Genomic DNA, 23,784 nt, shown 5'->3' with positions numbered 1-23,784 from the left:
GTAAGGCGTTCTTAAGGACGTTGGTTCACTCTCTGGTGCGATCCCAGGAGACCGAGCGCCGCCCGTGTTCACCGAGAACCTCAAACAAATCCAGCGGATGGCGCCGCTCATGCAGCGGGTGCTGATCATCGATCCGGCCCCCGCCAGCGCCCGGTTGCTCGCCGACCTGATGCGCAACATCGCCAACGTACAACTCTGGCATGCGCCCACCACCCGCAAGGGTTTGGAGGCCGCCCGCCAGGTCAATCCGCAGCTGATTTTTGTCGAGCTGACCGGGGCCGACGTCGACGGCGTACAGTTCTCGCGCCAGCTGCGCCGCTCGGACGCGGCCTGCCGGATGGCTCCGATCATCATGGTCACCGCCACGGCGACGGCGGGGGCGATCCTCGCGGCCCGCGACGCCGGCGTGCACGAATTCCTGCGCAAGCCTTACACGACCAAGGACCTGCTGCGCCGGCTGGAGGCCGTCACCCTGCACCCGCGCGACTGGGTCGAGGCGGTCGAATATGTCGGCCCCGATCGCCGTCGCTTCAATTCCGGCGACTACAGCGGTCCGCTGAAGCGGCGCTCGGACGTCGGCGCCACGCCCGAGGCCCAGCGCATCACCCAGGCGCTGAAGATCGTCCGCTCGGCGATCCCGGCGATCGCCACCGATCCCAGCCAGGCCATGCGCGCGCTGCTGGCCCAGATGGTCGAGCTGCAGCGTGCGGCGTCGGTGACCAAGAACGCCAAACTGGCCGAGGCCACCGTCGAGTTCCAGCGCCACCTGGCCGCCGCGGCCCAGGCCGGCGTGCTGGTCCCGCAGGACATCGCCAAGCACGCCGCCCCGCTGCTGGCCTTCCTGCCCAAGGACGAGCCGGGCAAGGAACGGGCGGCCTAAACCGTCCGCGCCCCACGGTTTAGAACTCGGGCCGAGATCAGGACGTCAGAAGTGTCAGGGCAGGGCGGAAAGCGGACGGTGAGAGCGGCGGCGCAGCACGCGCTTCGCTGGCGTCCGATCCAGCAAGGCAGGTCAAAGCCGTTGCGTCGCCTCCCCGAGCCTAGTCCACCGCCCAAAGGAGCGTGTCCTCCACGTTGAGGCGTTGGAACATCTCGAACACCCCGCTCATCGGGCTCTTGGCGTAGCTGGGGCGGGCCTGCATTCGGGAGAGCCATTCTGAAGCGGCGGGTGACCGGGCGAGCAGAGCCGATCCCTCCGGCGTTCGGGTGAAGAAGAGAAGTTGCGGCAGCAGGAAGCTGTCCGCCAGGGTCATCTCGGAGCCCACAAGAAACCCGCCCTCGGCGACGGCCTCATCGATCAGGCGCATCTGCAGAAGCAGGCCGGCGCGAGCTTCGGCGAGAAAGGCTTCGTCGGGGGCAAAGCCGAATGCGGGGCGAACCAGGCGCTCCTTCATGAAACGGTTCATTGTCGGGAAGACGTAGGAATTGATGATGCTGATCCAGCGCAGGACCTCGGCCTGGCCGAGGGCGTCAACGGGTTGCAGGGGGCGACCAGCGAACGCGCGATCGATGTAGTGCGCAATCGCCAGAGTTTCGTAGAGAACCACCGCCCCGTGCTGAAATGCGGGCATCTTTCCGAATGGATGAAGCGCCAAGTGCTCGTGCGAACCCGGCGTCAGCGGGACCACCTCGTAGTCAACGCCCTTTTCGTCGGCGACATGTATCGCCGTCCAGAGGTAGGCGCTCTCTGCCAGCGAATGGAACCTTATTGTCGCCATGGGCGCGCTCCCTGTTCAAAGAGCGGTGTGCGCCGCCGTGCCGAGAACCGCCTTGCGGTACATCAAAGCGACTTCCGGAGCCCCACCGGACGTCCCACCGCAAGCTTGAGAGTACGGTCAGATACCTGGGCATCGAGGTGGACGACGCGATCTCGATCTCTGAGCAAGTCGACCTCTGAGCGGCTTGGCGGGTCCGGCGAGCGGCCCGGCCCTACGTCAGGGGAGGGTGATATGCGGACGTCCACCTCGAAGGCGCAGTTGGCGCGATCGTGTGGCGGTCAGCGGCTCGCCTTAGCGGCGGGCAGATGGGCCTGGATGTATCCGATCACCGCCCAGATGTCGTCCTTTGACAGGCTGTCCTTGAAGGCAGGCATCCCTGAGTTGAACTGCTCGCCGCCCTCAGCCACGGACCAGTACATGAACGCGTCCCATCTGCTGATCGGCATGTTCGACAGCCAAGCTAGGCTGGCGGGCCGCGGGCTCAGGGCGCGGGCCGCCTCTCCGTCACCTAACCCGGTCGTGCCGTGGCAGGACGTACAATTCGCCGCGTAGACCGCCGCGCCGTGCTTGATGGTCGCCGCGCCCTGCGGCAGTGGGTTGGTGAGGTTCGTATACGGCGCGGGAACGCCGCCCATCATGGCGACGTGATGCCGGTCTGAACTGCCGCCCATCATCCCGCCGCGCATCATTCCGCCGCCGCCCATCATGCCTCCCCCGTGCGGCCAGGGAGTGACGCCACAGCATCCGCGCCAAGCGGTTCCGGCTTGTGGCTGCGGCTGGGCCTCGGCGGGCGCGCTGCAAATGGAGGTGGCGGCGAGCGCCGCCACGAACGCTGACACAGCCGACGTCTTCATGTCGGTCCTCCAGGGCAGCCCCGACAGCTTGCGCTGACTGACGCATGCGCCCCTTCTTGAAAAACATCAACGTTCTTGCACGAAGACGCTCCAGCCCGCTTGCGCCGAATGTCCGCTAAGGGTCGACAGCCGAAATGAACTTCCCGTCCGCGGGCGGACCCGTCGGCAGTCAGCTAGCCGCATCCGAACTGAGGACTGCATCCGACCTTTAGCGGACTTTCAGCACTGTTGCGGCGCAGCTTGCTCAAGGGCTAGTTTTGCGCGCCTCTGGCGGAGACGTGTTTTTGAAGCGGACGGCGGCACTTAGTTTGCTTGCGATCACGCTCGTCGGGATCTCTATCCCGATAACCGGCCCGTTCTTCATCTTCCCAGCTGTCGTACCGACCCTGGCTCCGATGCTGCCTCGCCCGGAGTACGTGCCCAAAGACGCCGCAGCAACCTACGAGTGGAAGGCGAGCGGCATGCGCTGGAGCTGGCGCAGAGTGTTGCCACATGGCTCCGCAAAGTGGTCCGCGACCGACAGCTATGTGCGAGTCTCGCTATCCTTGGATAGGAACGCGCTGACCTACCTAACCTTCGAGGATGCCGTCGTATTCGATAGAGGGAACCCAACAGAGGGCCGCCTACCGCCCGGCATAGGAGGCGCGCCCTGCTCGTTCAGCGTCTCGGGCGCCGAGGTTAGTAACTTTCGGCAGCTCGTCTCTGAAGCGCTGGCACAAGCACAGACGAAGGGCGAAACAGCAGTCCTGAGCCGCATAGGCAATCGACTAGCTGTCACGGATGGCGAAGCCTTGACCAGCTACTCGAATGGACAGGGCTGTAGCGACTTGAAGTCAGAAGACTATCGGCGACCGCGGACCCGCTTCGACCCGTTGGCCGGCGTCCGCTAACCACCCAGCGCAGACGAACATGGCGTCCGCATTCGGACCGCTAGCTTATCGGACGGTCGACTGACCGACCGGCGCCATCAAGAGACATTGGCTTGCGTCGCAGAAGCGGACGTTCCCGACGACGCAGCGACGTCGTCGGTTTCCGGTCGACGAGGTTCAGCGGTCCAGCCAGGTCGCGAGTCCGTCGAGTGTCTGCAGGCCGTACTCCACCGCGCCGAAGTCGATGACGGCCTGACGCCGCTCGCGGTTGGGATGGAGCTGGCGCATGGTCACCACCGTTTTGCCGCCGGCCTGTTGATCGAAGGTCACCGTCATGCGGAAACGGTCGGGGTCGTCGAGATCGGGCGTGCCGTAGTCCGCCACGATCCGCTCGTTCGGCACGATCTCCAGAAAGCGCATCAAGTTCGCAAAGCGCTGCACCTCACCTTCGAATACGCCCACCATGTCAAACAACCAGACGCCACCCTCGCGGATGTCGGTCTCGTGGTTCTCGATGGTCAGACCGGCCGGGCCGTACCAAGCGGCCAGCGCCGCAGGGTCCATCCAGGCGGCAAAGACCCTCTCGCGCGGATGGTTCAGCAGCTTCGTCAACACGATCTCGCGATCCAGCGACCAAGTCTCAAACAGGTTCATATTCTTCGTCATCCTTTTGTTCTGTCCAGATAGCTTTCCAGCCGGTCGAGGCGCTCGGCCATGCGCCGGCGCTCGGTCTCCATCCAATCGGCGACCTCGGCGAAGCGGGCCTGCTCCAGACGGCACCAGCGGCTGCGGCCCCGCTTTTCACTGACGATCAGACCGCACTCCTCCAGAACCCTGAGGTGCTGGGCGAAGGAGGGCAGCGTCATGTCAAAGGGTTCCGCGAGGGCGCTGACGGGCGCCTCGCCTTCGGCCAAACGCGACACCACGGCGCGGCGGGTTGGATCGCTGAGCGCGTGAAAGGCGAGGTCTAGTGGGGCGGAATGGTAAGGCATATGCCTTTGTAAGGCGAGGGGCCGGCGCCGTCAAAGGATATTAAGTCGACTGCCTTAGTATTTCCCGCGGTGCTGATGTGGAAACGGGCTCAGGCCTCCCGCAGCGCGCTCAGGGGCGGTGAGGGCAGAACTTAGGCACAGCGACGAGCCGGCATTTGGCCTGCTCTGCTCTTGGCGAGGGCCGCTTCCTCGGCCAAAGCGCTCGCTCGGGGGGGGCGGCAGGAGCTCGCCAGTTGGAGACATTAGCGTCCGGCCCGGAAGCGGACGTTGGGGCGGGTCTGCACGCTTAGACCGCGATCAACCCATTGCGGACCTAACGGCGGAAGAAGCGATACGCGGCCTCGTCATCGAACCCGCCGACCTCGGACCAGGCTGGCAGGAACTTGATCGGCCAAGGAAGCGCCCTCGCACAAGCAAGGCATAGCTGCTGATAGTCAGCCCAGAACTGCACGAAACCGTCGAAGCCGCGCCATCCGCGTTGTTCGGCGACGGGCGTCGATTCCACATAAGCGATGAGCTTCTCCATCCAGGCTGCACCACGCCTTGCGGCGAGAAAGTCCGCGTAGTGGTCTTCCGGCGCCTTCACCTCGAACATCAACAGCCTGGGCCTTGCCGCGCAAACAGCGTCGGCCCAGGCAGCGAGATAGTCCGATATCTCGGCCTCCGATCGAGCGTTGGCGAACATAAACCGGATGCTGTTCTGGAACGCCGATCCTTCCAAGATCAGGACCCCGGTTTCGGTCCCGACGAAGTCTCGGAAAGCCTGGATACAGAGGTCTGAAAAATCGGGCTCCTTGGCTTTCTTTCGCAGTGTTGCCGGCAAGACCGGATGGTCTTTTGACTCCTCAAGCCACCAGCGCGACGCAATTCCGTCGATCGCACAAAGAGCATTCAAGCGCTCGGCAGCCGAGGTTTTCCCCGAGCCTGGAAGGCCTTCAATGAGCCAGAGTTGCGGATCGGCGGTCCTCATCGCCGTCGCATACTGGCGATAGGAACGTCCCCAATCCACCCTTCGCCGAAGTACCGCAGGTCCGGACTTTGAATACTGCGCGCGACGCTGGCCGAACGACCGCCTAGCGTCGGCGCGGACGTCGCCAGGCGTCCGCTTAGGGGAGGTCCGTTCGAGCCCGAATCCGACCCATCTGAGACATTCGATAGGTCTGCTTTGCGGAGTTGTCCTTCTCTATCTAATCTGGCGACGGGAGGGCCATCGATGGCTTGGTTCAAGCTATGGAAAAGGAACGCGCAGTCGCCGAGGATCTCAATCCCGGAGATTGATGGCACAAGCGACGAAGAGATTGCAGCTGCCGAACGTCGCCTTGGCGCTGCGCTTCCGTCTGCTTTCAAAGAGTTTGTCCGAAGGCACGATGGGGCGGCTCCTCAAGAGAACGTCTTCGACGTGCCCGGCAACCAGAGTGGTGTCCGCGTCTTTGTGCCGATCGCCCAGGCTGCCAACGTGCGGGCACAGATCGAGGGTTTTCCTGCCAGTGGCATTCCGGTCGCTGAAGATGGCTGCGGGAACTACGTCTGGCTCGACCCGGATTCTGGTGCGGCGTTTTTCTGGGACCACGAGATCGACGGCCCTTCCGAGTGCATTGCCAAAGACTTCGACGAATTCATTGCGAAGCTGCGGCCCTTCGATCCCACGACGGTCAAACTCTCTCCGGGGCAGGTAAAACACGTGTGGGTCCACCCCGACTTCAAGCCGGAATTCGACTAGGCCAACGTCCGCTTCCCACCCATGTCCGACATCGCCGGCGTCCGCTCCTGGTTGCTGGCGAGCAGCTTCCGGGCGCACCCTGCGCCTCCCCAAGGCCGCTTCGATATATCCGGCCACTCTTAAGTTGTGAGAGGTCGCCGTCCGATTGCCGGACGCTGAAACCCGGCAGCCAGCCGCCGTCGCTCAGCCCGAAAAAAAAAAGCGCCGCGACCCTTCGGCCGCGGCGCTTCCTCGTTGGCTTGACCTCCGCCGTCAGGCGTCGATCAGGTTCTTGTCGCGGGCCGCAGCGGTCACCGACTTCTGCAGCTTCTCGAAGGCCCGAACCTCGATCTGGCGGACGCGTTCGCGGCTGACGCCGTACTCCGCGGCCAGTTCCTCCAGCGTGGTCGGGTTATCCTTCAGCCGCCGCTCGGTCAGGATGTGACGCTCGCGGTCCGACAGTTCGGTCAGCGCCGCTTCCATCAGGGTCATGCGCTGGGTGCGCTCCTGGCTTTCGGCGACATAGGTCTCCTGGCTGACCGAGGTCTCGTCCTCCAGCCAGTCCTGCCACTCGCTCTCGCCGTCGGCGCGCAGCGGCGCGTTCAGCGAGGCGTCGGGGCCCGACAGCCGGCGGTTCATCGAGATCACTTCCTCGTCCAGCACGCCCAGCTTGGTGGCGATCTGGCTGACCTGGTCGGGGTGCAGGTCCCCGTCCTGGAAGGCGCTGATCTGGCTCTTGGCCTTGCGCAGGTTGAAGAACAGCTTCTTCTGCGCGGCCGTGGTGCCCATCTTCACCAGGCTCCAGGACCGCAGGATGTACTCCTGGATCGAGGCGCGGATCCACCACATGGCGTAGGTCGCCAGGCGGAAGCCCTTGTCCGGCTCGAACTTCTTCACCGCCTGCATCAGGCCGACATTGCCTTCGGAGATCACTTCCCCGATCGGCAGGCCGTAGCCGCGATAGCCCATGGCGATCTTGGCCACCAGGCGCAGGTGGCTGGTGACGAGCTGGTGAGCGGCGTCGGAATCCTCGTGCTCACGCCAAGCCTTGGCGAGCATGAACTCCTGGTCCTTGGCCAGCATCGGGAACTTGCGAATTTCGGTCAGGTACCGGCTCAGTCCGCCTTCCGGCGACATCACGGCGAGCGCGTTAGCGGCCATGGACATATCCCCTTTCTTACTCGGCGGACCTTCGGGTCGCTGCGCGATCACGCGCGCGAAGCCGTCCGCCCCCTCCAACCATTCAGATAGGTATTGGTTGCGGTAGGCGTAAGGGCCTGGCTTGGGAGAAACCGGCGGCCCGGAAGTCCGACTGCTCTACTCAGGTATTAGTACAGGCCGATCGGGGCGCCTTCAAGGCCGATAGGGCACAAGCTTTCTTACAAAGCTGTCAGGTTAGCTTGCAGTTGCGCCATATCGGCGGGCAGGGGGCTTTCGAATCTCAGCGCCTCGCCGGTCACGGGATGGACGAACCCCAATACGGCCGCATGCAGGGCCTGGCGTTTCAAGCCGGCGTCGGCGATCGCCTCGCGCACGCTCGCGGCCGGCGGGCCCGAGCCGTATACCGGGTCGCCCAGGCACGGAGCGCCTTTCGAGGCCATGTGCACGCGGATCTGGTGGGTGCGGCCGGTCTCCAGCGTGCAGGCGATGCGGGCCGCCAGCGGATTGCCGCCGTCGCCGCCATAGACGGCCTCGGTGCGATAGTGCGTGATCGCCTCGCGGCCGCCGCTCTTCAGCACCGCCATCTTCTTGCGGTCGTGGGGCGATCGGCCGAGCCGCGTCTCGATGGTCCCGCGCTCGGGATTGGGCGCGCCGCGGACCAGGGCGACGTAGACCCTGTCGATATCGTGCGTCGAAAACAGCTTTGAAAGCCCTTGGTGGGCGGCGTCGGACTTGGCCGCGACCATCACGCCAGAGGTGTCCTTGTCGAGGCGGTGGACGATGCCGGGGCGCGCCACCCCGCCGATGCCCGACAGGCTGGCGCCGCAATGGTGCAGCAGCGCGTTGACCAGCGTGCCGGTCTCGCTGCCGGGGGCGGGATGCACGGCCATGCCGGCCGGCTTGTCGATGACGATCAGGTGCTCGTCCTCGTAGAGGATCGACAGCGGGATGGCCTCGGGCTGCGGATCGGCCGGGGTCGGCGGCGGGATCAGCAGCTGATGCTCGCCGGGCTTGGCCTTGGCCGAGGCGTCCAGCAGGGGCGCGCCGTCGCGGCTCACCAGCCCCTGCGCCATCAGCGCCTGGATGCGGCCGCGCGACAGGTCCGGCAGCAGTTCGGCCAGGGTCTTGTCCAGCCGTCCGCCCGCCGCGCCGGGCTCGATCATGACGATGCGCGCGGCCATGCCCTCGGCGGAGGGCGCTTCGGCGGCGAGGTCGTCGTCCTCGAAGTCGCTCTGGCTCACCCTTGCAGGTGTCCGCCGGCCGACAGGCCCTTGGACAGGCTGCTGGCCCAGGTGGACAGCAGGAACAGTTCGCCCGTGCCGGCGGCGGCCGCAGCGGGGCCGATGTCGCGGATCAGATGCTTGCGCATGGCGTCGGGCGCGGTGTCCTCGGTGGCGGCGGTGTCGAGCATCAGCAGCTCGGCGCAGCGTTCGTCGTCGCTTTCCGGGTCGCCGGTCAAGTCCCCGATCCGCTCCAGCACCACCGGATAGGCCGACGGCGTCCGCGCCGCGTTCAGCGCCGCGGCCAGGATCAGCCCGTCGAGCTGCACCGCCTTGTGCAGGGAGACGCCGTTGAACACCAGGAACACCGGCGTCTGGCCCACCGTGTCGAACAGGATCGCGAACACCTGGCCCTCGACCGGCATCAGCCAGCCGTCGAACAGCAGGCCCGAGCCGCCCATCTGGAAGCGCAGCAGGCCGTCCGCCCCGCGCCGGATCATGCCGTAGTCGTGGAAGATCTCGCCGGGCATGGCGATGGATGGACGGGTGCTGCGCCAGAAGCCCTCATAGGTCGCCCCGCGCCGTTCGGTGACCATCCGGATCAGGTCCAGGCCCGGCAGCGGCAGCCCCTCGACCGTCGCGCCGGCGGTTGGCGGCTCGGCCGGGCGCGGCGAGGCCGGCTCGACGCCGAACACCTGGGCCAGCCCGTCCAGGCTGCGGTCCCAGTCCAGCATGGTGAAGCCGGCGCGGCGCTGGGCGACCAGCCGGGTCAGGTTCTCCAGATTGTGCGCCGAGGGGGTCACCGACCCCGACGCCCAGCGCCCGACCAGCGACTTGTCCACGCCGAGCTCGGCTGCAAGGCGGCCCCGGCTCATCGAGAGCGCCTTCAGCACCAGGTCCAGCTTCTTCGAAAAAGGCGTGGCGGCGTGCATGGAACCTCAATGATTCCATAGCCATCGGCGAATGCAACCTTGAATGCAACGGTTGCGCGATGGAATGCAACGGTTGCACGTGGCGCTGCAAGGGTTGCGCAGGCCGTCGCAGGCCGCTGCAACTGCACGTCGAACGGCGTTCTTCTAGACTTTGCGGCAACCATGAGCGCGGCCAGAAGTCCGCCGACGGAGGAACAAGGCCATGGCGTATCTGACGCTCGGATTGTCGATCGTGTCGTTCATCGCCGCCGGGGTGATCGCCCTGACGACCCCGGCCACCTCGGGTCTGACCAAGGCGCATTCGGTCGCGGCCGCGGCGAGCGGCCTGTCGCCGCGATAGCGGCTTTACATCAGCCCGTCATGCTTCTCCTCTACGCTCCAAGCTCAACTGTAGAGCGTGAGGGGGATCAGCATGCGGATCGATCGACGTCGGGCCTTGGCCCTGCTTGGCCTGGGCGCAGCCGGCCCCGCCGCGGCGCAGGCGCCGGCCCGCTACACGGGCGCGATCTCCTTCAACCACGGCGTCGCCTCGGGCGATCCGCTGGCCGACCGGGTGATGCTCTGGACCCGCATCACTCCCGCCGATCCCAAGGCCGGCGACATCGCCTACAGCTGGGCGCTCAACCCCGTCGACCGCCGCGCCGGCGGCGCCAAGTCGGGCCACGGTGTTACCGGCCCCGGCCGCGACTGGACGGTGAAGGTCGATGTCGCGGGCCTCGACGCCGGCCGCGCCTATACTTTCGAGTTCACCGCCAACGGCGTGACCTCGCCGATCGGCCGCACCGCCACCCTGCCCAGCGGCGCGACCAAGGACGTGGTGCTGGCGGTGGCCTCCTGCTCGCTCTATCCGAACGGCTACTTCAACGCCTACGAGGCGATCGCCAAGCTGCCGCGGGTCGACGCGGTGCTGCACCTGGGCGACTACATCTACGAGTACGGCGGCCCCGAGTCCTACGGCATGAACTCGCCGGTCGCCGCTGAGCGGCCGCATGACCCGAACCGCGAGATCGTCTCGCTGGGCGACTATCGCCGCCGCCACGCGCAGTACAAGTCCGACCCCCAGCTGCAGGCCGCCCACGCCCGCGCGCCCTGGATCGTGGTCTGGGACGACCACGAGACCGCCAACGACAGCTTCATGTCCGGCGCCCAGAACCACCAGCCGGACCAGGAAGGCGACTGGAACGAGCGCAAGGCCCGGGCCATCAAGGCCTATTATGAGTGGATGCCGATCCGCGAGCCGGAAGGCGGCGGCGCAGCGATCAACCGGGCCTTCCAGTTCGGCGACCTGATGAGCCTGTTCATGCTGGAGACCCGGCTCACCGCCCGCGACCAGCAGCTGAGCTACGACCGCGACCTGCCGGCCCCGGGCGGCCCGGCCGAGGTCGCCGCCTTCCGCGCCAAGCTGAACGATCCGGCCCGCAAGATGATGGGCCCGGCGCAGGAGGCCTGGCTCGCCGCGGGCCTCAAGGACTCGGTCCAGGCCGGCCGCGTCTGGCAGGTGCTGGGCAACGAGGTGGTCATGGCCCGCCTGCCGGTGCCCAGCCTGCGCAAGCACCTGGGCGAGGCCAAGCTGGCTGAGGTCATGGCCGGCGAGGGCGAGGGCTCGCGCAAGCGTCTGGCGCGCATGGAGCAGCTGGCGGAGCTCGACCTGCCCTATGGCCTCGACATGTGGGACGGCTATCCCGCCGAGCGCGAGCGGCTCTACGACGCGATCAAGACCGCCGGCGCGCGGGCCATCGTCCTGGCCGGCGACAGCCACGCCTTCTGGGCCAACGAGCTTTATGACGACGCCGGCAACCGCGTCGCTGCGGAATTCGGCGCGACCGGCATCACCAGCCCCGGCGCGAACGACACCATCAAGGGCTTCTCGGTCGGCGAGATGTTCGCGGCCGCCAACAAGGAGGTCGTGTTCTCCGAGCAGTCGGCCAAGGGCTTCCTGCTGTTGACCCTGACCCACGAGGACGCCAAGGCCGAGCTGATGACCGTCTCGACCATCGCCGCGAAGACGTTCGAGACCAAGGTGCTCAAGACCTTCCGCGTGACGCCGGAGGCGCGCCGCGTCTCGGGCCTGTCGGAGGTCTAGGGTCGGGCCAGCGCCAGGCGGGCGGCGAAGGCGACGAACACGCCGCCCGTGACCCGGTCGAGCCAGCCGACCACCGCCGTGCGCAGCACCTGCGCGGTGTCCAGTCCCGGCAGGATGGTCAGCAGCCCGGCCGCCACGGTGAAGCCTGCGATGGCCTCCAGCGGGCTCACGGCCGCTCGACCAGCTGGCCGTCCTCGACCACCCGGTAGAAGCACGAACGGAATCCGACGTGGCATGCGCCGCCGTCGCCCTGCGGCAGAACCTTGATCCAGAGGCAGTCCTGGTCGCAATCGACGCGCATCTCGACGATCTTCTGGATCTGGCCGCTGGTCGCGCCCTTGTGCCAGATTTCATTGCGCGAGCGGCTGAAATAGACCGCCTCGCCGAGCTCCAGGGTCCTGGCCAGCGCCTCGGCGTTCATATGCGCGAACATCAGCACCTCGCCGGTCTGCGCATGGGTCGCGACGACGGCGATCAGGCCGCTTGCGTCGAACCGGGGGCTCAGGACCGCGCCACGCTCGAGCGCGTCTTTGGACGGGGCAGTGGGAAAGCTCGCTTGGGTCATGGCGCGCATATGGCGCCTGCGTCGGCGCGCGCGCCAGCCCGAATGCGCCACCCTGGCGCAGCGCGGCTGAGCCAGGCCCTCCGCAGGGAGGGCCTGGAATGGGGCCGTCAGCGCTTGTTGACGAAGTCGAGGAAGCGCTGGCGCAGGGTCGCGTCGGTCTTGAACACGCCCGTGAACTGGGTGGTGATCGTCGAAACGTGGCGGTGGTGCACGCCGCGGGTGGTCATGCACTGGTGGGCCGCGTCGATCAGGATCGCGACGCCGGCCGGACGCAGGCTGTCGGTGATCGCGTCGGCGATCTGCTGGGTCATGGTCTCCTGGGTCTGCAGGCGGCGGGCGTAGATTTCCACGACCTTGGCCAGCTTGGAGATGCCGACGACCCGGTTGGTCGGCATGTAGGCCACATAGGCCTTGCCGAGGAACGGGGCCATGTGGTGCTCGCAGTGGCTCTCGACCTCGATGTCGCGCAGCATGACGATGTCGTCGTAGCCCTGCACGTCCTCGAAGGTGCGCGACAGTTCTTTGGCCGGGTCGAGCTGATAGCCCTCGAACCACTCGGCATAGGCGTCGACCACGCGCTTGGGCGTATCGATCACGCCTTCACGGCGCGGATCATCGCCGGCCCACGCGATCAGCGTGCGCACAGCTTCCATAGCCTCTTCGCGCGACGGGCGCTTCACGGCTTCAAGATCAAGACCGGGCGTGCCGATCAGGGTTCGGTCGCGACTGGGAGCGTCCATGTGCAGCGGTTTCTTTCCGGGGCCTGAGTTGCGCCGGGACGAAGGTCCCGGAAATGACGCGTGCCACCCCTCAATGCGGCCATGTGCGCGACCACGGACGGAACCGTGGCCTCGCGGCCGGACCGAATGTATATGGGGCCAACCCCTTTGCGGGCAACTGTTACCCAGCGTCAGTTTTTCTCAAACGCCGGCGCGCCTTTTCATGAAGGACCCTATGGCCCTCTCGCTCTACGACACCATGGCCCGCGAAAAGCGGCCCTTCGTCCCCAAGGATCCGAGCCGGGTGACGATGTATGTCTGCGGGCCGACGGTCTACAACTACGCCCATATCGGCAACGCCCGGCCGGTGGTCGTCTTCGACGTGCTGTTCCGCCTGTTGCGCCACGCCTACGGCGAAAACGCCGTGATTTACGCGGCCAACGTCACCGACGTGGACGACAAGATCAACAAGAAGGCCGCCGAGGAAGGCGTCGCCATCGACGTGATCACCGACCGCTATCTGGCGATCTACAACGACGACATGGCCACCCTCGGCGCTCTGCGTCCGACCCATCAGCCGCGCGCCACCCAGACCATGGCCGAGATCATCGCGATGATCGGCAAGCTGGTGGCCAACAACTCGGCCTATGCGGCCGAAGGTCACGTGCTGTTCAACACCCAGGCCTATGCCGACTACGGCAAGCTCTCGCGCCAGCCGATGGACGACATGATCGCCGGCGCCCGCGTCGACGTCGCGCCCTACAAGCAGCACCCGGCCGACTTCGTGCTCTGGAAGCCGTCGAAGGAGAACGAACCGGTCTGGGACAGCCCCTGGGGGCCGGGCCGCCCGGGCTGGCACATCGAGTGCTCGGCGATGATCGAGAAGTCGCTGGGCCTGCCGATCGACATCCACGGCGGCGGCATCGACCTGCTGTTCCCGCACCATGAGAACGAGATGGCCCAGGGCGTCTGCGCCGGCCACGACCATGGCGCCGGCTACGCCAATTACTGGATGCACAACGGCTTCCTGAACATGGCGGCCGAGAAGATGTCCAAGAGCCTGGGCAATGTCGCCCTGGTGCACGACCTCATCCAGCAGGCGCCCGGCGAGGCGCTGCGCTGGGCGCTGCTGGTCGGCCACTACCGCGCGCCGCTGGAATGGACCGGCGAGCTGATCGAGCAGTCGAAGAAGGCGCTCGACCGGCTTTACGGCGCCCTTCGCCGCGCCAGCGAGGTCGAGGCCGAGGACGTGTCCCCGCCGGCCGCCTTCCTGGCTGCGCTGCAGGACGACCTCAACACCCCGGCCGCCTTCGCCGAGCTGTTCGCCATGGCGACCCGGCTGGAAACCGCCACAGGCAAGGGCCGCGCTCAGGCCAAGGGCGAGCTGCTGGCCGCCGCCAACCTGCTGGGCTTCCTGTTCGGCGATCCGGAAGACTGGTTCCAGGCCGGCGTCACCGACGACCTGCGCGAGAAGGTCGACGCCCTGATCGCCCAGCGCATCGAGGCCCGCGCCGCCAAGGACTGGGCCGCCGCCGACCGCATCCGCGACGAACTCACCGCGTTGAACATCGAGGTGATGGACGGTCCGACCGGCGCGACCTGGCGGATCAGGGAAGCCAACTAGGCCGCTCATCCCCGCGAAGGCGGGGATCCAAGCGGTCGACGTTGCCGGACAAATCTTGACGAGCCTGTCGCCCGATCCTCAGCTTGGGTCCCCGCCTTCGCGGGGACGAGCGGGGAGGCGGCGGTGTCCTTCTACACCTATCTCTTGGCGAGCGACCCGTATGGGACGCTCTACTGCGGACACACCGATGATCTTGCGTCTCGGGTATGGAAGCACAAAGAGAAGGCGTATCGAGGCTTCACCGCGAAGTACGATGTCGTACGGTTGGCATGGTACGAGGTGCACGAAGAGCGCGAGTACGCGTTCCGGCGGGAGCGCCAGATCAAGAAGTGGAATCGAGCCTGGAAGATCAGGCTCATTGAGGAGTTGAACCCGCGTTGGGACGATCTCTACGAGACCCTGAACTGCTGAGCGGCGTGGGCGTCGCTTGGATCCCCGCCGTCGCGGGGATGAGCGGGGCGCAGGTGCAGTCATGGCTCTAGGCCCGAAGACGCAGAACACCATGTTCACGCCCGGCAAGGGCCTGAAGTTCAAGCCCGCCCCCTCGGCGGGCCCGAGCGGGGTGCGGGTCGAGCACCGCATCGGCATCCACGCGCCGGTCGAGACGATATGGGAGATCCTCTACGACGTCGAGCGCTGGCATGAGTGGAACCCGCTCTACACCAAGGCCGAGGGCGCGATCCGGACCGGCGGCCAACTCACCCTGACCCTGGCCCTGGAGGACGAGGCGCCGCGGGTGATCCGGCCGGTGGTGTACGAGTGGGTGCCGCACGACCAGATCCACTGGCGGCTGAAGATGATGGGCGGGCTGGTCTCCAACACCCGCTTCCTGGAGCTTGAGAAGCTCGACACCGCCAGCACGATCTTCTCGAACGGCGAGCTGATCGGCGGGCTGCTTGGGCCGACCGTCGCGCGGCGCATGGGGCGCAAGATTTATCGCGGCTTCCAGGCCATGAGCGAGGCGCTGAAGGAACGGGCCGAGGCGCAATGGCGCGCCGAGGGCGGAGCGCCTACATCAGCGCCATGATCGACGACCTCTACTCGGCCAAGCTGCTGAAGCTGGCGGCGAACATGCCGCATCTCGGCCGGTTGCCCGCGCCGGACGCGAGCTCGGAGAAGGTCTCCAAGCTCTGCGGCAGTCGGGTGGTGGTCGACGTCACGGTCGAGGGCGACCGCGTCGCCCAGTTCGCTCAGGACGTGAAGGCCTGCGCGCTGGGCCAGGCCTCGGCCGCGGTGCTCGGCGCCAGCGTGCTCGGCGCGAGCCTTTCGGAGATCGAGATGGCCCGGGATCAGTTCCGTGCTATGCTCAAACAAGGCGCCGATGCGCCCCAAGGACGTTTTTCGGATCTCTCCATGCTGGCCCCGGTGAAAGACTATCCCGCCCGCCACGCCTCCACGCTTCTGGCGTTCGAGGCCGCGGCCGAGGCCGTCCGCCGCGCCGTGGAACGAACTAGCCGCGCCGGCGCGGCTTGATCCTCAAGGCCGCCCAGCGTAATCGCTGCGGCTGAAGCGCACGTCCGCGAGCCGGCATGAACCTCTACGAGACCTGCGTCCGTGGCGCCTTGCGCGCCTACAAGCTGACGCTTTCGCCCCTGATCGGGCGCCAGTGCCGGTTTCTTCCGACCTGCTCGGAGTACGCGGCCCAGGCCCTGATCCTGCACGGCCCCGTTCGCGGCTCCTGGCTTGCGACCCGGCGGTTGTGCCGCTGTCACCCCTGGGGAGCATCGGGCTACGACCCGGTCCCCCAACCGCGCGACAAGGCCCCAAACGGAGATGGGCCGGCCTCGCGGACATGGACATGTGAGACATGATCGACCTGATTTTCCCCGACGGTTCCAAGCGCCAGTTCGAAGACGGCGTGACGGGACGTGACGTCGCCGCCTCCATCGCCAAGTCGCTGGAGAAAAAGGCGGTGCTCGTGAAGCTCGACGGCGAGCTGCGTGACCTCGACCGGGCGCTCGAAAAGGGCGGCGCCTTCGAGATCCTGACGCGCGAAAGTCCCGAGAGCCTCGAGACCATCCGCCACGACGCCAGCCACATCATGGCCGAGGCGGTGCAGGAGCTGTTCCCCGGCACGCAGGTCACGATCGGCCCGGCCATCGACGACGGCTTCTATTATGACTTCGCGCGCGACACGCCGTTCAGCCTGGACGACCTGGCGACGATCGAGCAGCGCATGCGCGAGATCGTCGACCGCGACGAGAAGATCGTCCGCGAGGTCTGGGACCGCGGCGAGGCGATCGAGCACTTCAAGTCGATCGGCGAAGCCTACAAGGCCGAGATCATTTCGGACCTGCCGGAAGGCGAGACGATCACGGTCTATCGCCAGGGGAACTGGAAGGACCTGTGCCTGGGGCCGCACCTGCCCTCGACCAAGTCCGTCGGCAAGGCCTTCAAGCTGATGAAGCTGGCCGGCGCCTACTGGCGCGGCGACCATCGCAACGCCCAGCTGCAACGGATCTACGGCACGGCCTGGGCCAGCGAGGCCGACCTGGAGGCGCACCTCAAGCGTCTGGAGGAAGCCGAGCGCCGCGACCACCGCAAGATCGGCCGCGCCATGGACCTCTTCCATCTGCAGGAAGAGGCCAAGGGCATGATTTTCTGGCATCCGAAGGGCTGGACGCTCTACCGGACGGTCGAGGCCTATATGCGCCGCCGCCTGGACGGCGACGGCTATGTCGAGGTCAAGGCGCCCCAGATCATGGACCGGGCCCTCTGGGAGAAGTCCGGCCACTGGGAGAAGTTCGGCGCGAACATGTTCACGTGCGAGACGACGGAAGGCGAAGAGCTGGCCGTCAAGCCGATGAACTGCCCGGGCCACGTCCAGATCTTCAACTTCGGCCAGAAGTCCTATCGCGACCTGCCGCTGCGCATGGCCGAGTTCGGGGCCTGCCACCGGTTCGAGCCGTCGGGCGCGCTGCACGGCATCATGCGTCTGCGGGCTTTCACCCAGGATGACGCCCACATCTTCTGCCGCGAAGACCAGATCGAGGAGGAGACGACGAAGTTCGTGCGCCTGCTCAACTCGGTCTATGCCGACTTCGGCCTGGAGCTGCACAGTGTGAAGCTGGCGCTGCGCCCGGACCTGCGGGCCGGCACCGACGAGGTCTGGGACGTCGCCGAGGACAAACTGGACCGCGCCGCCCGCCAGGCGGTGAACATGGAGGTCGAGCGTCTGCCCGGCGAAGGCGCCTTCTACGGTCCGAAGCTCGAGTTCCACCTGTCCGACGCCATCGGCCGGACCTGGCAGTGCGGCACGCTGCAACTGGACTTCGTGCTGCCCGAGCGGCTGGACGCCGAGTACGTGGTCGAGGACGGCTCCAAGCAGCGCCCGGTCATGCTGCACCGGGCGATCTGCGGCTCGATGGAGCGTTTCATCGGCGTGGTGATCGAAAACTACGCAGGCGCGTTCCCGCTGTGGTTGGCGCCGACGCAGGTCGTCGTCGCCACAATTACGTCAGATGCCGATGATTATGCCTTGCGCGTAGCTCAAGAATTGAGCGCCGCCGGTCTCAGGGTTGAAACGGATCTGCGGAACGAAAAAATCAACTACAAGATCCGTGAACACAGTCTCGCTAAGGCCCCCATCATCGCTGTGGTCGGCCGGCGGGAAGCTGAGGAAGGCAAGGTCGCCTTGAGGCGGTTCGGTTCCGAAGGTCAGTCCGTTCTTTCGCTTGAGGAAGCGGTCAATAAACTTGCCTTAGAGGCGAGTCCGCCGGATGTTACACGTCAGGCTGTGCTTCGGGGCGTTTCGCCTGAGCGCGCCGCGGTCGGGGTTACGGAGGCTGGATGAACGGCATCGCCGCACCGATCGTTGCTTACGAACCCGCGCCGACTCAGGACTTCCTGAAGCCGCACCGCAAAGTATCCGTCGTCATGGTCGTCTACATGACCGGCGAGGCGCTGCAGCAGAGCATCGAATGCGTGCTCGCCGACCCGCTGGTCGACGAGCTCGTGATCGTGGACAACGGTTCGACCCGCATGGAAGCGGCGCGGCTGAAGCGCCTTTCCGAAAGCGACGCGCGTGTGCGGCTGCTGACCGGCCACGGCAATGTCGGCTTCGCCCGCGGCGCCAATCTCGGCGCTCGCGGCGCGGCCGGCGACACCATCGTCTTCCTCAATCCTGACGCCTTCCTGCAGCCCGGCTGCATCGCCGAATTGGTCCGCGCCATCGACGGGCGCCCGGTCCCGACCCTGGTCGGCGGACGGGTGCTCAACTCCGACCGCACCGAGCAGCGCGGCGCCCGTCGCGGCGACATCACCCCGGTCAGCGCGCTGATGAGCCTCAGCCATCTGTCGCGGAAGATCCCCGCCTGGCGCCGCTACGAGGTGCACTGGGAAGCCGAGGCTGCGCCCGAAGGCGTGATCGCGGTGCCGACCATCTCGGGGGCCTGCTTCTGCATGCGCCGCGAGGACTTCGACATCGTCCAGGGCTTCGACGAGGGCTACTTCCTGCACGTCGAGGATGTCGACCTGTGCTGGCGGGTGCGCCAGACCGGCGGCGAGGTGCTGTTCCAGCCCAAGGCCGAGGTGATTCATCTTGGCCATACGAGCCACGCCAGCCCGCTGCGGGTCGAGTTCCACAAGGGCGTGGGCCTGGCGCGTTACTTCCGCAAACGTGCCGAAGGCTTCGGCGAGCTGGCGCTCGCCTTGATCCTGTCCCCGATCATCGTCTGCACCGCCATCGCCCGCCCGGTGATGTGGCGCATCCGCGGGCGGACCGCCTAGGCCGGCGGGAACACGCCGGCCCGGCTGACCGAGGCGGCGATCGGCTTGTCCAGCAGACCCGACATCCACTTGGCCGTCTCGATCAGCGCGCCGATGTCGTAGCCGGTCTCGAACCCGGCCCGCTCCAGCATGTAGACCAGATCCTCGGTGCCGATATTGCCGGTCGCGGCCGGCGCGAACGGGCAGCCGCCCAGGCCGCCGCAACTGGCGTCCAGGATGTCGACCCCGGCCTCGACCCCGGCGAAGGCGTTGGCCAGGCCGGTGTTGCGGGTGTCGTGGAAATGCAGGCGCAGCGGGATGTCGCCGATCACCTGCTTCACCGCCTCGACCCGGTCGCGGACCATCCAGGGGTCGGCGACCCCGATGGTGTCGGCCAGGGCGATCTCGTCGACCTTGGCCTCAGCGGCCTCGCGGGCCAGCGACACCACCCGATCCCGCGGCACCTCGCCGTCGAACGGGCAGCCGAAGGCGGTCGAGAAGGTCACCGAGATCGGCGGCCCCCCCTCGGCCTTCTGGCGCGCGGCGATGGCGTGCATGGCGGCGATCTGCTCGGCGACGTCGGCGCCCTGGTTGCGGATCCCGAAGCTGTCCGACGCGCAGACCACGACATTGGCCTCGTCGCAGCCGGTCGCCACGGCGCGGTCCCAGCCGCGCATGTTCAGCACCAGGCCGATGCGTGACAGGCCCGAGCCGGCGGGAAGGGCGGCCATGATCTCTTCGGCCCCGGCCATCTGCGGCACGCGGTTCGGATTGACGAAGGAGACGACCTCCATCCGCTTGGCGCCGGCGGCCTGCAGCCGACGGATGAAGTCGAGCTTCTGATCGACCTCGAGGATGGACTTCTCGTTCTGCAATCCGTCGCGCGGACCGACTTCGACGATTTCGATGAACCGGCTCATGGGGACTCAGATGGGGCTGGGGCGTAGATGCGTAAAGTCGTTTCGTCGCCGTTCGAGTAGTCGAGGCCCTCGACCTTGCCGATTTCGCGGACCTTGAGGCCGCGGGCCTTGAGCTCGGCCTCGAAGGCCGCCTGCTCGCGGCCCTCGACCACGGCGGGGCGCTGATCGGCGATGGCTTCAATGGCCTCGGGCACGTCGCCGAGGTCGGTCGGGGTGCCCAGCGCGAACACCAGGCTGGGCTCGGCGTAGCCGGCGACCGCGACCGGGGCCGGGGTGAAGCCTTGGCGCGGCAACAGCCGGGCCGCCTCCAGCGCGCGTTCGGTGCGCTGCGACAGCCACAGCGGATCCAGGCTCGGCGCGAAGGCGCCGGCGAAGGCGCCATGTCCGAGGATGGTCAGGACGCCGGCCCCGACGATCGCCTTCAGCGCCTCGCCGCGCCACAGAAGGTAGGCGCCGGTCAGCCCGGCCGCGGCCAGCAGCAGGGCGGTGACGACGGTGGCCGGCAGATCGCCGGGATCGCCGTACTCGCCATAGAGGTAGAAGATCGCCGCGGCGAAGACGACGCCGACCAGGGCCGAAAGCACGACGCCGATCCACTTGGCGACCTGGCCCACCGGCGGGCGCATCACGGCCGCCGCCATCAGCCAGGCGAAGGCCCCGTAGGTCGGCAGGGTGTAGTGCACCAGCTTGGTCGGGGTGGCCTCGAAGACGATGAAGGCCGGGATCAGCCAGCACAGCGCAAAGCGCACGCCCGGCTCGTTGCGCGCGCGCCAGCCCAGCGCCAGCGCGGCCGGCAGCAGCAGCGCGCCGGGGAAGATCAGCAGCGGCGTCAGCAGGGTGTGGTAGCCGGGCGGAGCCCCGTGGCTCTCCTGGCCGCCGACCAGCTTGGGCGCGAAGTCGGCCCCGAAGGCGGTGGTCCAGAACCCGCCGTCGGTGGCGACGGTCACCGCCGCCGCCCAGGGACCGACGATCGCGGCCATCAGGATCAGGCCCCAGGTCCAGCCGAGGTCCTTCAGCCAGGCCCCTTTGCGGTCCCACGCCCACAGCGACAGCGCCGTAAGGGTGACGACCATCAGCCCCACCGGCCCCTTGACCAGCATCGACAGCGAAAGGCCGAGCCAGAACAGCAGCCGGGTGATCCGCCCGGCCGGCGGACCGTCGCGCGACGCAGCGTAGATCCTGGCCAGCGCCGCCAGCGCCAGCGTCGTGGTCCCGGCCAGCACCGCGTCGGTCTTGGCGATGAAGGCCTCGGTCGAGAGCAGGAAGGTCGATCCCAGGATCGCCCCGGCCAGCAGGCCGGTCGGCCCGCCGAAGAACACCGAGGCGCCCCAGGTGCAGGCGGCGGCCGCCAGCATCGCGCCCAGCAGCGAAGGCAGCCGATAGGCCCAGATGTCGCGGTCCTCGACCTGCGACACAAGCGCCACGCTGGCCGCCTGCATCCAGTGGATGCCGACCGGCTTCTTGAACCGCGGCTGGTCCTGGAACTGGATGACCACGAAGTCGCCGGTCTCCAGCATCTGCGCCGTGGCCTGGGCGAAACGGCTCTCGTCGCGGTCGAGCGGCGGCATCGCGAACACGCCGGGCAGCCCCGCGAGCATGGCGATCAGGGCGGCGAAGGCCGGCGCGCGCCAGCCCTGGCTGAATCGGTCCAGATAGGCCTGTAGACTCATGGCAGCGTTGATAGCATCCGCGCGGCGATTTTTCCGCTATGAGGGGCCATGGCCAAATCAACGCCCGACATTTCCGTGGTCGTCCCCGTTTTCGACGAGGAGGGCGCGGCGCCGGACCTCGCACGCGAGATCGCCGCCGCCTTCGCCGGCCGCGACTATGAGATGATCTTCGTCGACGACAAGAGCCGCGATGGCACACGCGCGGCGCTGAGCGCACTAAAGGCCGAAATCCCGCAACTGCGCGTGCTGAGCCACGCCAGCAATTCTGGGCAGAGCCGCTCGATCCGCACCGGTATCCTCGCCGCGCGCGGCGACGTGATTGTCACCCTGGACGGCGACGGCCAGAACGATCCCGCCGACGGCCCGGGCTTGGTCGACGCGCTCAACGCCGGGCCGTCCGAGCTGGTCATGGTCGGCGGCGAGCGGGTCAAGCGCCAGGACAGCGCCGCCAAGAAGTTCGCCTCGCGGTTCGGCAACGGCGTGCGCAAGAAGTTGCTCAAGGACACCGCCAACGACACTGGCTGCGGTCTGAAGGCGTTCCGGCGCGAGGCCTTCCTGCGGCTGCCATACTTCGATCACATCCATCGCTACCTGCCGGCGCTGATGCTGCGCGAGGGCTATCAGGTCGCGTTCCGGCCGGTGAACCACCGGCACCGCCAGACGGGCCAGTCCAAGTACACCAACCTCGGCCGGCTCTGGGCCTCGCTGTCCGACCTGTTTGGCGTGATGTGGCTGCAGTCGCGTTCGCGCCTGCCCGGCCGCGTGGAAGAGCTCTGAGGGCCGCGCTTGTCGCGCCTGGAGAAGCAGCGGAAGCTCCTGCTCGATCCCGGAGGGGGAGGGGTTTCGATGTTCGCCGCCGTGCCGCTGCTGGCCCTGCCCGTGCTCGCCTACAACATCGTGGCGCTGACCCTGGCCGGCGGCTTCGGTTCGCAGGAAGCGACCATCCGGATGACCGAGCCGCTGTTCACGATCGCGATGAACTCGGCGGCCGAGTGGCCGGTGACGCTGGGCGACTTGCTGCTGTTGGCCGGCCTGATCGTCTTGTTCATCGAACTGCTGAAGTCGACGACCAGCCGGCGGACGGCGATCGTCAATCACGCGCTCTCAATGCTGCTGTTCGTCGGCTGCCTGGTGGAGTTCCTGCTGGCGCCGGCCTTCGCGACCTCGGCCTTCTTCCTGCTGACCGTGATGGTGCTGCTCGACGTGCTGGCCGGATTCATCGTCACGATCGTCTCGGCGCGCCGAGACGTCGACTTCGGCCACGGCGACTACTAGGCCTCAGGTCAGGGCGGAGAAGATCAGGGTGACGACAGCCAGATCGAAGAAGCGGGTGGCGATGGCGAACATGGGAGTCCCGTCGGCGGTGGATTCACTCCCGGTTAAGCAAGACCGGCGCCAGAGCGCGCGCGGCTGATGGCCCTGTTCTTCGATCGCCAGTGGTTCGAGGAAAAGCTGGCGGAACGCGGGCTTAATCCTCGCATTCTGGCCGCCGCGGCCGGCATGGGCGAGGCCGAGATCGTGCTGGTCTTCAAGGACCAGCGGGAACTTTCCGCCGAGGAGGTAGGCATTTTCGCCGACCTGCTGGGCGTGCCGGCCGCCGAGATCGCCGACCGCGCCGGGGTCTCGACGCCGGTCCCTGGGCAGGGCGACCTGACCGGGCGGCTGTTGGCGCTGGAGAAGAAGGTGGCGGCCCTGGAAGCTGAAGTGGCGCGGCTGAAGGGGCGCTAAACCTCGGTCTTGGCCGTGCGGCCCTTGGGCGTGCGGCGGTCGGCGGCGCCCGAGTATTCGATCTTGTTGTAGAGGCTGCGGGCGCTGTCGAGCGTTTCCTTGCCGTTGCGTAGACCGCGCTTCTGACCGTCCTGGCCGAGCACATGCGCGGCGAAGGCCGCCTCGGGGCGGGCGGTGACGCCCGGGGCCACGGGCGGCGGCGGCGGTTCGTATACCGCCGGCACGCTGCGATCCGTCGATTCGCCCCGCGCGGCGTTGTCCGAGCGCTTGACGCGCCGCGTGGCGTTCGGCCTGCGGATCGGATCGATGGGCGAAGTCATACG

General features: G+C 67.2%; 28 protein-coding genes and 1 pseudogene. 15 read left to right on the top strand and 14 right to left on the bottom strand.

The genetic code is table 11. From position 1 onward, the window contains the following. Positions 1–64: 64 nt before the first annotated feature. The gene (locus OUA97_RS11785; protein WP_267232085.1) at positions 65–880 is read left to right on the top strand and encodes a response regulator transcription factor; all 816 of its coding nucleotides are present in this window, start codon (positions 65–67) and stop codon (positions 878–880) included. A gap of 160 nt (positions 881–1,040) precedes the next feature. Here the strand turns inward: OUA97_RS11785 and OUA97_RS11780 are convergent, their stop codons facing one another. Continuing rightward, positions 1,041–1,718, bottom strand: coding sequence for a glutathione S-transferase family protein (locus OUA97_RS11780; RefSeq protein ID WP_267232084.1), 678 nt, complete (start codon positions 1,716–1,718; stop codon positions 1,041–1,043). A 95-nt stretch (positions 1,719–1,813) separates the two neighbouring features. Between OUA97_RS11780 and OUA97_RS11775 the strand changes: the two are divergent. Next, positions 1,814–1,897, top strand: a pseudogene (locus OUA97_RS11775) (integrase); the annotation flags it as partial. Between the two features lie 99 nt (positions 1,898–1,996). Here OUA97_RS11775 and OUA97_RS11770 read toward each other — a convergent pair. The 4 genes from OUA97_RS11770 to OUA97_RS11755 form a co-directional block, all read right to left on the bottom strand. Further along, positions 1,997–2,572, bottom strand: a complete 576-nt coding sequence (locus OUA97_RS11770) for a c-type cytochrome (RefSeq protein ID WP_267232083.1) — start codon at positions 2,570–2,572, stop codon at positions 1,997–1,999. A gap of 1,046 nt (positions 2,573–3,618) precedes the next feature. Continuing rightward, entirely contained in the window at positions 3,619–4,095 is a 477-nt protein-coding gene (locus OUA97_RS11765) for an SRPBCC family protein (RefSeq protein WP_267232082.1), read from the bottom strand. Positions 4,096–4,103: 8 nt separating this feature from the next. Further along, entirely contained in the window at positions 4,104–4,433 is a 330-nt protein-coding gene (locus OUA97_RS11760) for an ArsR/SmtB family transcription factor (RefSeq protein ID WP_267232081.1), read from the bottom strand. A gap of 313 nt (positions 4,434–4,746) precedes the next feature. Beyond that, entirely contained in the window at positions 4,747–5,403 is a 657-nt protein-coding gene (locus OUA97_RS11755) for a hypothetical protein (protein ID WP_267232080.1), read from the bottom strand. 243 nt (positions 5,404–5,646) lie between these two features. Here OUA97_RS11755 and OUA97_RS11750 point away from each other — a divergent pair, with 243 nt between their 5' ends. Next, complete coding sequence (locus OUA97_RS11750) at positions 5,647–6,153, top strand: SMI1/KNR4 family protein (protein WP_267232079.1); 507 nt, start codon at positions 5,647–5,649, stop codon at positions 6,151–6,153. A 252-nt stretch (positions 6,154–6,405) separates the two neighbouring features. Here OUA97_RS11750 and rpoH read toward each other — a convergent pair whose 3' ends face one another. The 3 genes from rpoH to OUA97_RS11735 all read right to left on the bottom strand — a co-directional run bounded on the left by rpoH (position 6,406) and on the right by OUA97_RS11735 (position 9,445). Beyond that, positions 6,406–7,293 carry an RNA polymerase sigma factor RpoH gene (gene rpoH, locus OUA97_RS11745; RefSeq protein WP_416362427.1) on the bottom strand — a complete coding sequence of 296 codons (888 nt, stop codon included), beginning with the start codon at positions 7,291–7,293 and terminating at the stop codon, positions 6,406–6,408. A 218-nt stretch (positions 7,294–7,511) separates the two neighbouring features. Next, positions 7,512–8,474 carry an RluA family pseudouridine synthase gene (locus OUA97_RS11740; RefSeq protein ID WP_267232104.1) on the bottom strand — a complete coding sequence of 321 codons (963 nt, stop codon included), beginning with the start codon at positions 8,472–8,474 and terminating at the stop codon, positions 7,512–7,514. A 56-nt stretch (positions 8,475–8,530) separates the two neighbouring features. After that, positions 8,531–9,445, bottom strand: a complete 915-nt coding sequence (locus OUA97_RS11735) for a helix-turn-helix domain-containing protein (RefSeq protein ID WP_267232077.1) — start codon at positions 9,443–9,445, stop codon at positions 8,531–8,533. A 202-nt stretch (positions 9,446–9,647) separates the two neighbouring features. Between OUA97_RS11735 and OUA97_RS11730 the strand changes: the two genes are divergently transcribed. Together OUA97_RS11730 and OUA97_RS11725 are read left to right on the top strand one after the other, a co-directional pair. Continuing rightward, positions 9,648–9,785, top strand: coding sequence for a hypothetical protein (locus OUA97_RS11730; protein WP_267232076.1), 138 nt, complete (start codon positions 9,648–9,650; stop codon positions 9,783–9,785). A 72-nt stretch (positions 9,786–9,857) separates the two neighbouring features. After that, the gene (locus OUA97_RS11725) at positions 9,858–11,528 is read left to right on the top strand and encodes an alkaline phosphatase D family protein (protein WP_267232075.1); all 1,671 of its coding nucleotides are present in this window, start codon (positions 9,858–9,860) and stop codon (positions 11,526–11,528) included. Here OUA97_RS11725 and OUA97_RS11720 read toward each other — a convergent pair. From OUA97_RS11720 to folE, 3 genes are all read right to left on the bottom strand, one after another. Beyond that, entirely contained in the window at positions 11,525–11,698 is a 174-nt protein-coding gene (locus OUA97_RS11720; RefSeq protein WP_267232074.1) for a hypothetical protein, read from the bottom strand. The two genes, OUA97_RS11725 and OUA97_RS11720, sit on opposite strands and share 4 nt — an antisense overlap. Beyond that, positions 11,695–12,093, bottom strand: coding sequence for a phosphoribosyl-AMP cyclohydrolase (gene hisI / locus OUA97_RS11715; protein WP_267232073.1), 399 nt, complete (start codon positions 12,091–12,093; stop codon positions 11,695–11,697). The genes OUA97_RS11720 and hisI overlap by 4 nt, the downstream gene beginning before the upstream one ends. Before the next feature lie 107 nt (positions 12,094–12,200). Then, on the bottom strand, positions 12,201–12,833 hold the full coding sequence (folE, locus tag OUA97_RS11710; RefSeq protein WP_183771616.1) for a GTP cyclohydrolase I FolE: 633 nt from the start codon (positions 12,831–12,833) through the stop codon (positions 12,201–12,203). 214 nt (positions 12,834–13,047) lie between these two features. On the opposite strand from folE, the gene cysS reads away from it, so the two are divergent. From cysS to OUA97_RS11675, 7 genes are all read left to right on the top strand, one after another. Then, the gene (gene cysS, locus OUA97_RS11705) at positions 13,048–14,436 is read left to right on the top strand and encodes a cysteine--tRNA ligase (RefSeq protein WP_267232072.1); all 1,389 of its coding nucleotides are present in this window, start codon (positions 13,048–13,050) and stop codon (positions 14,434–14,436) included. 123 nt (positions 14,437–14,559) lie between these two features. Further along, complete coding sequence (locus OUA97_RS11700; RefSeq protein WP_267232071.1) at positions 14,560–14,847, top strand: GIY-YIG nuclease family protein; 288 nt, start codon at positions 14,560–14,562, stop codon at positions 14,845–14,847. A gap of 61 nt (positions 14,848–14,908) precedes the next feature. After that, positions 14,909–15,463 carry an SRPBCC domain-containing protein gene (locus OUA97_RS11695; protein ID WP_267232070.1) on the top strand — a complete coding sequence of 185 codons (555 nt, stop codon included), beginning with the start codon at positions 14,909–14,911 and terminating at the stop codon, positions 15,461–15,463. Beyond that, positions 15,460–15,909, top strand: coding sequence for an iron-sulfur cluster assembly scaffold protein (locus OUA97_RS11690; protein WP_267232069.1), 450 nt, complete (start codon positions 15,460–15,462; stop codon positions 15,907–15,909). Before OUA97_RS11695 ends, OUA97_RS11690 begins: the two co-directional genes overlap by 4 nt. A 56-nt stretch (positions 15,910–15,965) precedes the next feature. After that, complete coding sequence (gene yidD / locus OUA97_RS11685) at positions 15,966–16,247, top strand: membrane protein insertion efficiency factor YidD (protein WP_267232068.1); 282 nt, start codon at positions 15,966–15,968, stop codon at positions 16,245–16,247. Next, positions 16,244–18,229, top strand: a complete 1,986-nt coding sequence (gene thrS / locus OUA97_RS11680) for a threonine--tRNA ligase (RefSeq protein ID WP_267232067.1) — start codon at positions 16,244–16,246, stop codon at positions 18,227–18,229. Before yidD ends, thrS begins: the two co-directional genes overlap by 4 nt. Beyond that, the gene (locus OUA97_RS11675) at positions 18,226–19,164 is read left to right on the top strand and encodes a glycosyltransferase family 2 protein (protein ID WP_267232066.1); all 939 of its coding nucleotides are present in this window, start codon (positions 18,226–18,228) and stop codon (positions 19,162–19,164) included. Before thrS ends, OUA97_RS11675 begins: the two co-directional genes overlap by 4 nt. On the opposite strand, the gene OUA97_RS11670 is transcribed toward OUA97_RS11675, so the two are convergent. Both OUA97_RS11670 and OUA97_RS11665 read right to left on the bottom strand, forming a co-directional pair. Next, positions 19,161–20,063 carry a hydroxymethylglutaryl-CoA lyase gene (locus OUA97_RS11670; protein ID WP_267232065.1) on the bottom strand — a complete coding sequence of 301 codons (903 nt, stop codon included), beginning with the start codon at positions 20,061–20,063 and terminating at the stop codon, positions 19,161–19,163. The genes OUA97_RS11675 and OUA97_RS11670 overlap by 4 nt on opposite strands. After that, a complete protein-coding gene (locus OUA97_RS11665; RefSeq protein ID WP_267232064.1) occupies positions 20,060–21,733 on the bottom strand; it encodes an ArnT family glycosyltransferase in 1,674 nt (557 codons plus the stop codon). The genes OUA97_RS11670 and OUA97_RS11665 overlap by 4 nt, the downstream gene beginning before the upstream one ends. 48 nt (positions 21,734–21,781) lie before the next feature. Between OUA97_RS11665 and OUA97_RS11660 the strand changes: the two genes are divergently transcribed. The 3 genes from OUA97_RS11660 to OUA97_RS11650 all read left to right on the top strand — a co-directional run bounded on the left by OUA97_RS11660 (position 21,782) and on the right by OUA97_RS11650 (position 23,461). Then, on the top strand, positions 21,782–22,510 hold the full coding sequence (locus tag OUA97_RS11660; RefSeq protein WP_267232063.1) for a glycosyltransferase family 2 protein: 729 nt from the start codon (positions 21,782–21,784) through the stop codon (positions 22,508–22,510). Positions 22,511–22,579: 69 nt separating this feature from the next. Then, positions 22,580–23,008: a hypothetical protein gene (locus OUA97_RS11655; protein ID WP_267232062.1), complete on the top strand. Its 429-nt coding sequence runs from the start codon at positions 22,580–22,582 to the stop codon at positions 23,006–23,008. Between the two features lie 138 nt (positions 23,009–23,146). Continuing rightward, on the top strand, positions 23,147–23,461 hold the full coding sequence (locus OUA97_RS11650) for a DNA-binding protein (RefSeq protein ID WP_267232061.1): 315 nt from the start codon (positions 23,147–23,149) through the stop codon (positions 23,459–23,461). Here OUA97_RS11650 and OUA97_RS11645 read toward each other — a convergent pair. After that, a complete protein-coding gene (locus OUA97_RS11645; protein WP_267232060.1) occupies positions 23,458–23,781 on the bottom strand; it encodes a hypothetical protein in 324 nt (107 codons plus the stop codon). The genes OUA97_RS11650 and OUA97_RS11645 overlap by 4 nt on opposite strands. Positions 23,782–23,784 lie beyond the last annotated feature (3 nt).

The sequence above is a fragment of the Phenylobacterium sp. 58.2.17 genome, assembly GCF_026411515.1.
Lineage (GTDB): Bacteria > Pseudomonadota > Alphaproteobacteria > Caulobacterales > Caulobacteraceae > Phenylobacterium.
The sequence above is the reverse complement of the archived record's forward strand: the minus strand, read 5'-3'. Positions and strand labels throughout refer to the sequence as shown.

Excerpts from the sequence above, each read along its gene's own strand:
- cysS (WP_267232072.1), top strand. The coding sequence starts at position 13,048 with ATGGCCCTCTCGCTCTACGACACCATGGCCCGCGAAAAGCGGCCCTTC.
- OUA97_RS11650 (WP_267232061.1), top strand. The coding sequence starts at position 23,147 with ATGGCCCTGTTCTTCGATCGCCAGTGGTTCGAGGAAAAGCTGGCGGAA.
- OUA97_RS11690 (WP_267232069.1), top strand. The coding sequence starts at position 15,460 with ATGATCGACGACCTCTACTCGGCCAAGCTGCTGAAGCTGGCGGCGAAC.
- OUA97_RS11760 (WP_267232081.1), bottom strand. The coding sequence starts at position 4,433 with ATGCCTTACCATTCCGCCCCACTAGACCTCGCCTTTCACGCGCTCAGC.
- OUA97_RS11655 (WP_267232062.1), top strand. The coding sequence starts at position 22,580 with ATGTTCGCCGCCGTGCCGCTGCTGGCCCTGCCCGTGCTCGCCTACAAC.
- OUA97_RS11675 (WP_267232066.1), top strand. The coding sequence starts at position 18,226 with ATGAACGGCATCGCCGCACCGATCGTTGCTTACGAACCCGCGCCGACT.
- OUA97_RS11665 (WP_267232064.1), bottom strand. The coding sequence starts at position 21,733 with ATGAGTCTACAGGCCTATCTGGACCGATTCAGCCAGGGCTGGCGCGCG.
- OUA97_RS11765 (WP_267232082.1), bottom strand. The coding sequence starts at position 4,095 with ATGAACCTGTTTGAGACTTGGTCGCTGGATCGCGAGATCGTGTTGACG.
- OUA97_RS11780 (WP_267232084.1), bottom strand. The coding sequence starts at position 1,718 with ATGGCGACAATAAGGTTCCATTCGCTGGCAGAGAGCGCCTACCTCTGG.
- OUA97_RS11725 (WP_267232075.1), top strand. The coding sequence starts at position 9,858 with ATGCGGATCGATCGACGTCGGGCCTTGGCCCTGCTTGGCCTGGGCGCA.
- OUA97_RS11735 (WP_267232077.1), bottom strand. The coding sequence starts at position 9,445 with ATGCACGCCGCCACGCCTTTTTCGAAGAAGCTGGACCTGGTGCTGAAG.
- OUA97_RS11660 (WP_267232063.1), top strand. The coding sequence starts at position 21,782 with ATGGCCAAATCAACGCCCGACATTTCCGTGGTCGTCCCCGTTTTCGAC.
- OUA97_RS11740 (WP_267232104.1), bottom strand. The coding sequence starts at position 8,474 with ATGGCCGCGCGCATCGTCATGATCGAGCCCGGCGCGGCGGGCGGACGG.
- yidD (WP_267232068.1), top strand. The coding sequence starts at position 15,966 with ATGAACCTCTACGAGACCTGCGTCCGTGGCGCCTTGCGCGCCTACAAG.
- OUA97_RS11770 (WP_267232083.1), bottom strand. The coding sequence starts at position 2,572 with ATGAAGACGTCGGCTGTGTCAGCGTTCGTGGCGGCGCTCGCCGCCACC.
- rpoH (WP_416362427.1), bottom strand. The coding sequence starts at position 7,293 with ATGGCCGCTAACGCGCTCGCCGTGATGTCGCCGGAAGGCGGACTGAGC.
- OUA97_RS11730 (WP_267232076.1), top strand. The coding sequence starts at position 9,648 with ATGGCGTATCTGACGCTCGGATTGTCGATCGTGTCGTTCATCGCCGCC.
- OUA97_RS11755 (WP_267232080.1), bottom strand. The coding sequence starts at position 5,403 with ATGAGGACCGCCGATCCGCAACTCTGGCTCATTGAAGGCCTTCCAGGC.
- OUA97_RS11750 (WP_267232079.1), top strand. The coding sequence starts at position 5,647 with ATGGCTTGGTTCAAGCTATGGAAAAGGAACGCGCAGTCGCCGAGGATC.
- OUA97_RS11695 (WP_267232070.1), top strand. The coding sequence starts at position 14,909 with ATGGCTCTAGGCCCGAAGACGCAGAACACCATGTTCACGCCCGGCAAG.
- OUA97_RS11645 (WP_267232060.1), bottom strand. The coding sequence starts at position 23,781 with ATGACTTCGCCCATCGATCCGATCCGCAGGCCGAACGCCACGCGGCGC.
- folE (WP_183771616.1), bottom strand. The coding sequence starts at position 12,833 with ATGGACGCTCCCAGTCGCGACCGAACCCTGATCGGCACGCCCGGTCTT.
- OUA97_RS11670 (WP_267232065.1), bottom strand. The coding sequence starts at position 20,063 with ATGAGCCGGTTCATCGAAATCGTCGAAGTCGGTCCGCGCGACGGATTG.
- hisI (WP_267232073.1), bottom strand. The coding sequence starts at position 12,093 with ATGACCCAAGCGAGCTTTCCCACTGCCCCGTCCAAAGACGCGCTCGAG.
- thrS (WP_267232067.1), top strand. The coding sequence starts at position 16,244 with ATGATCGACCTGATTTTCCCCGACGGTTCCAAGCGCCAGTTCGAAGAC.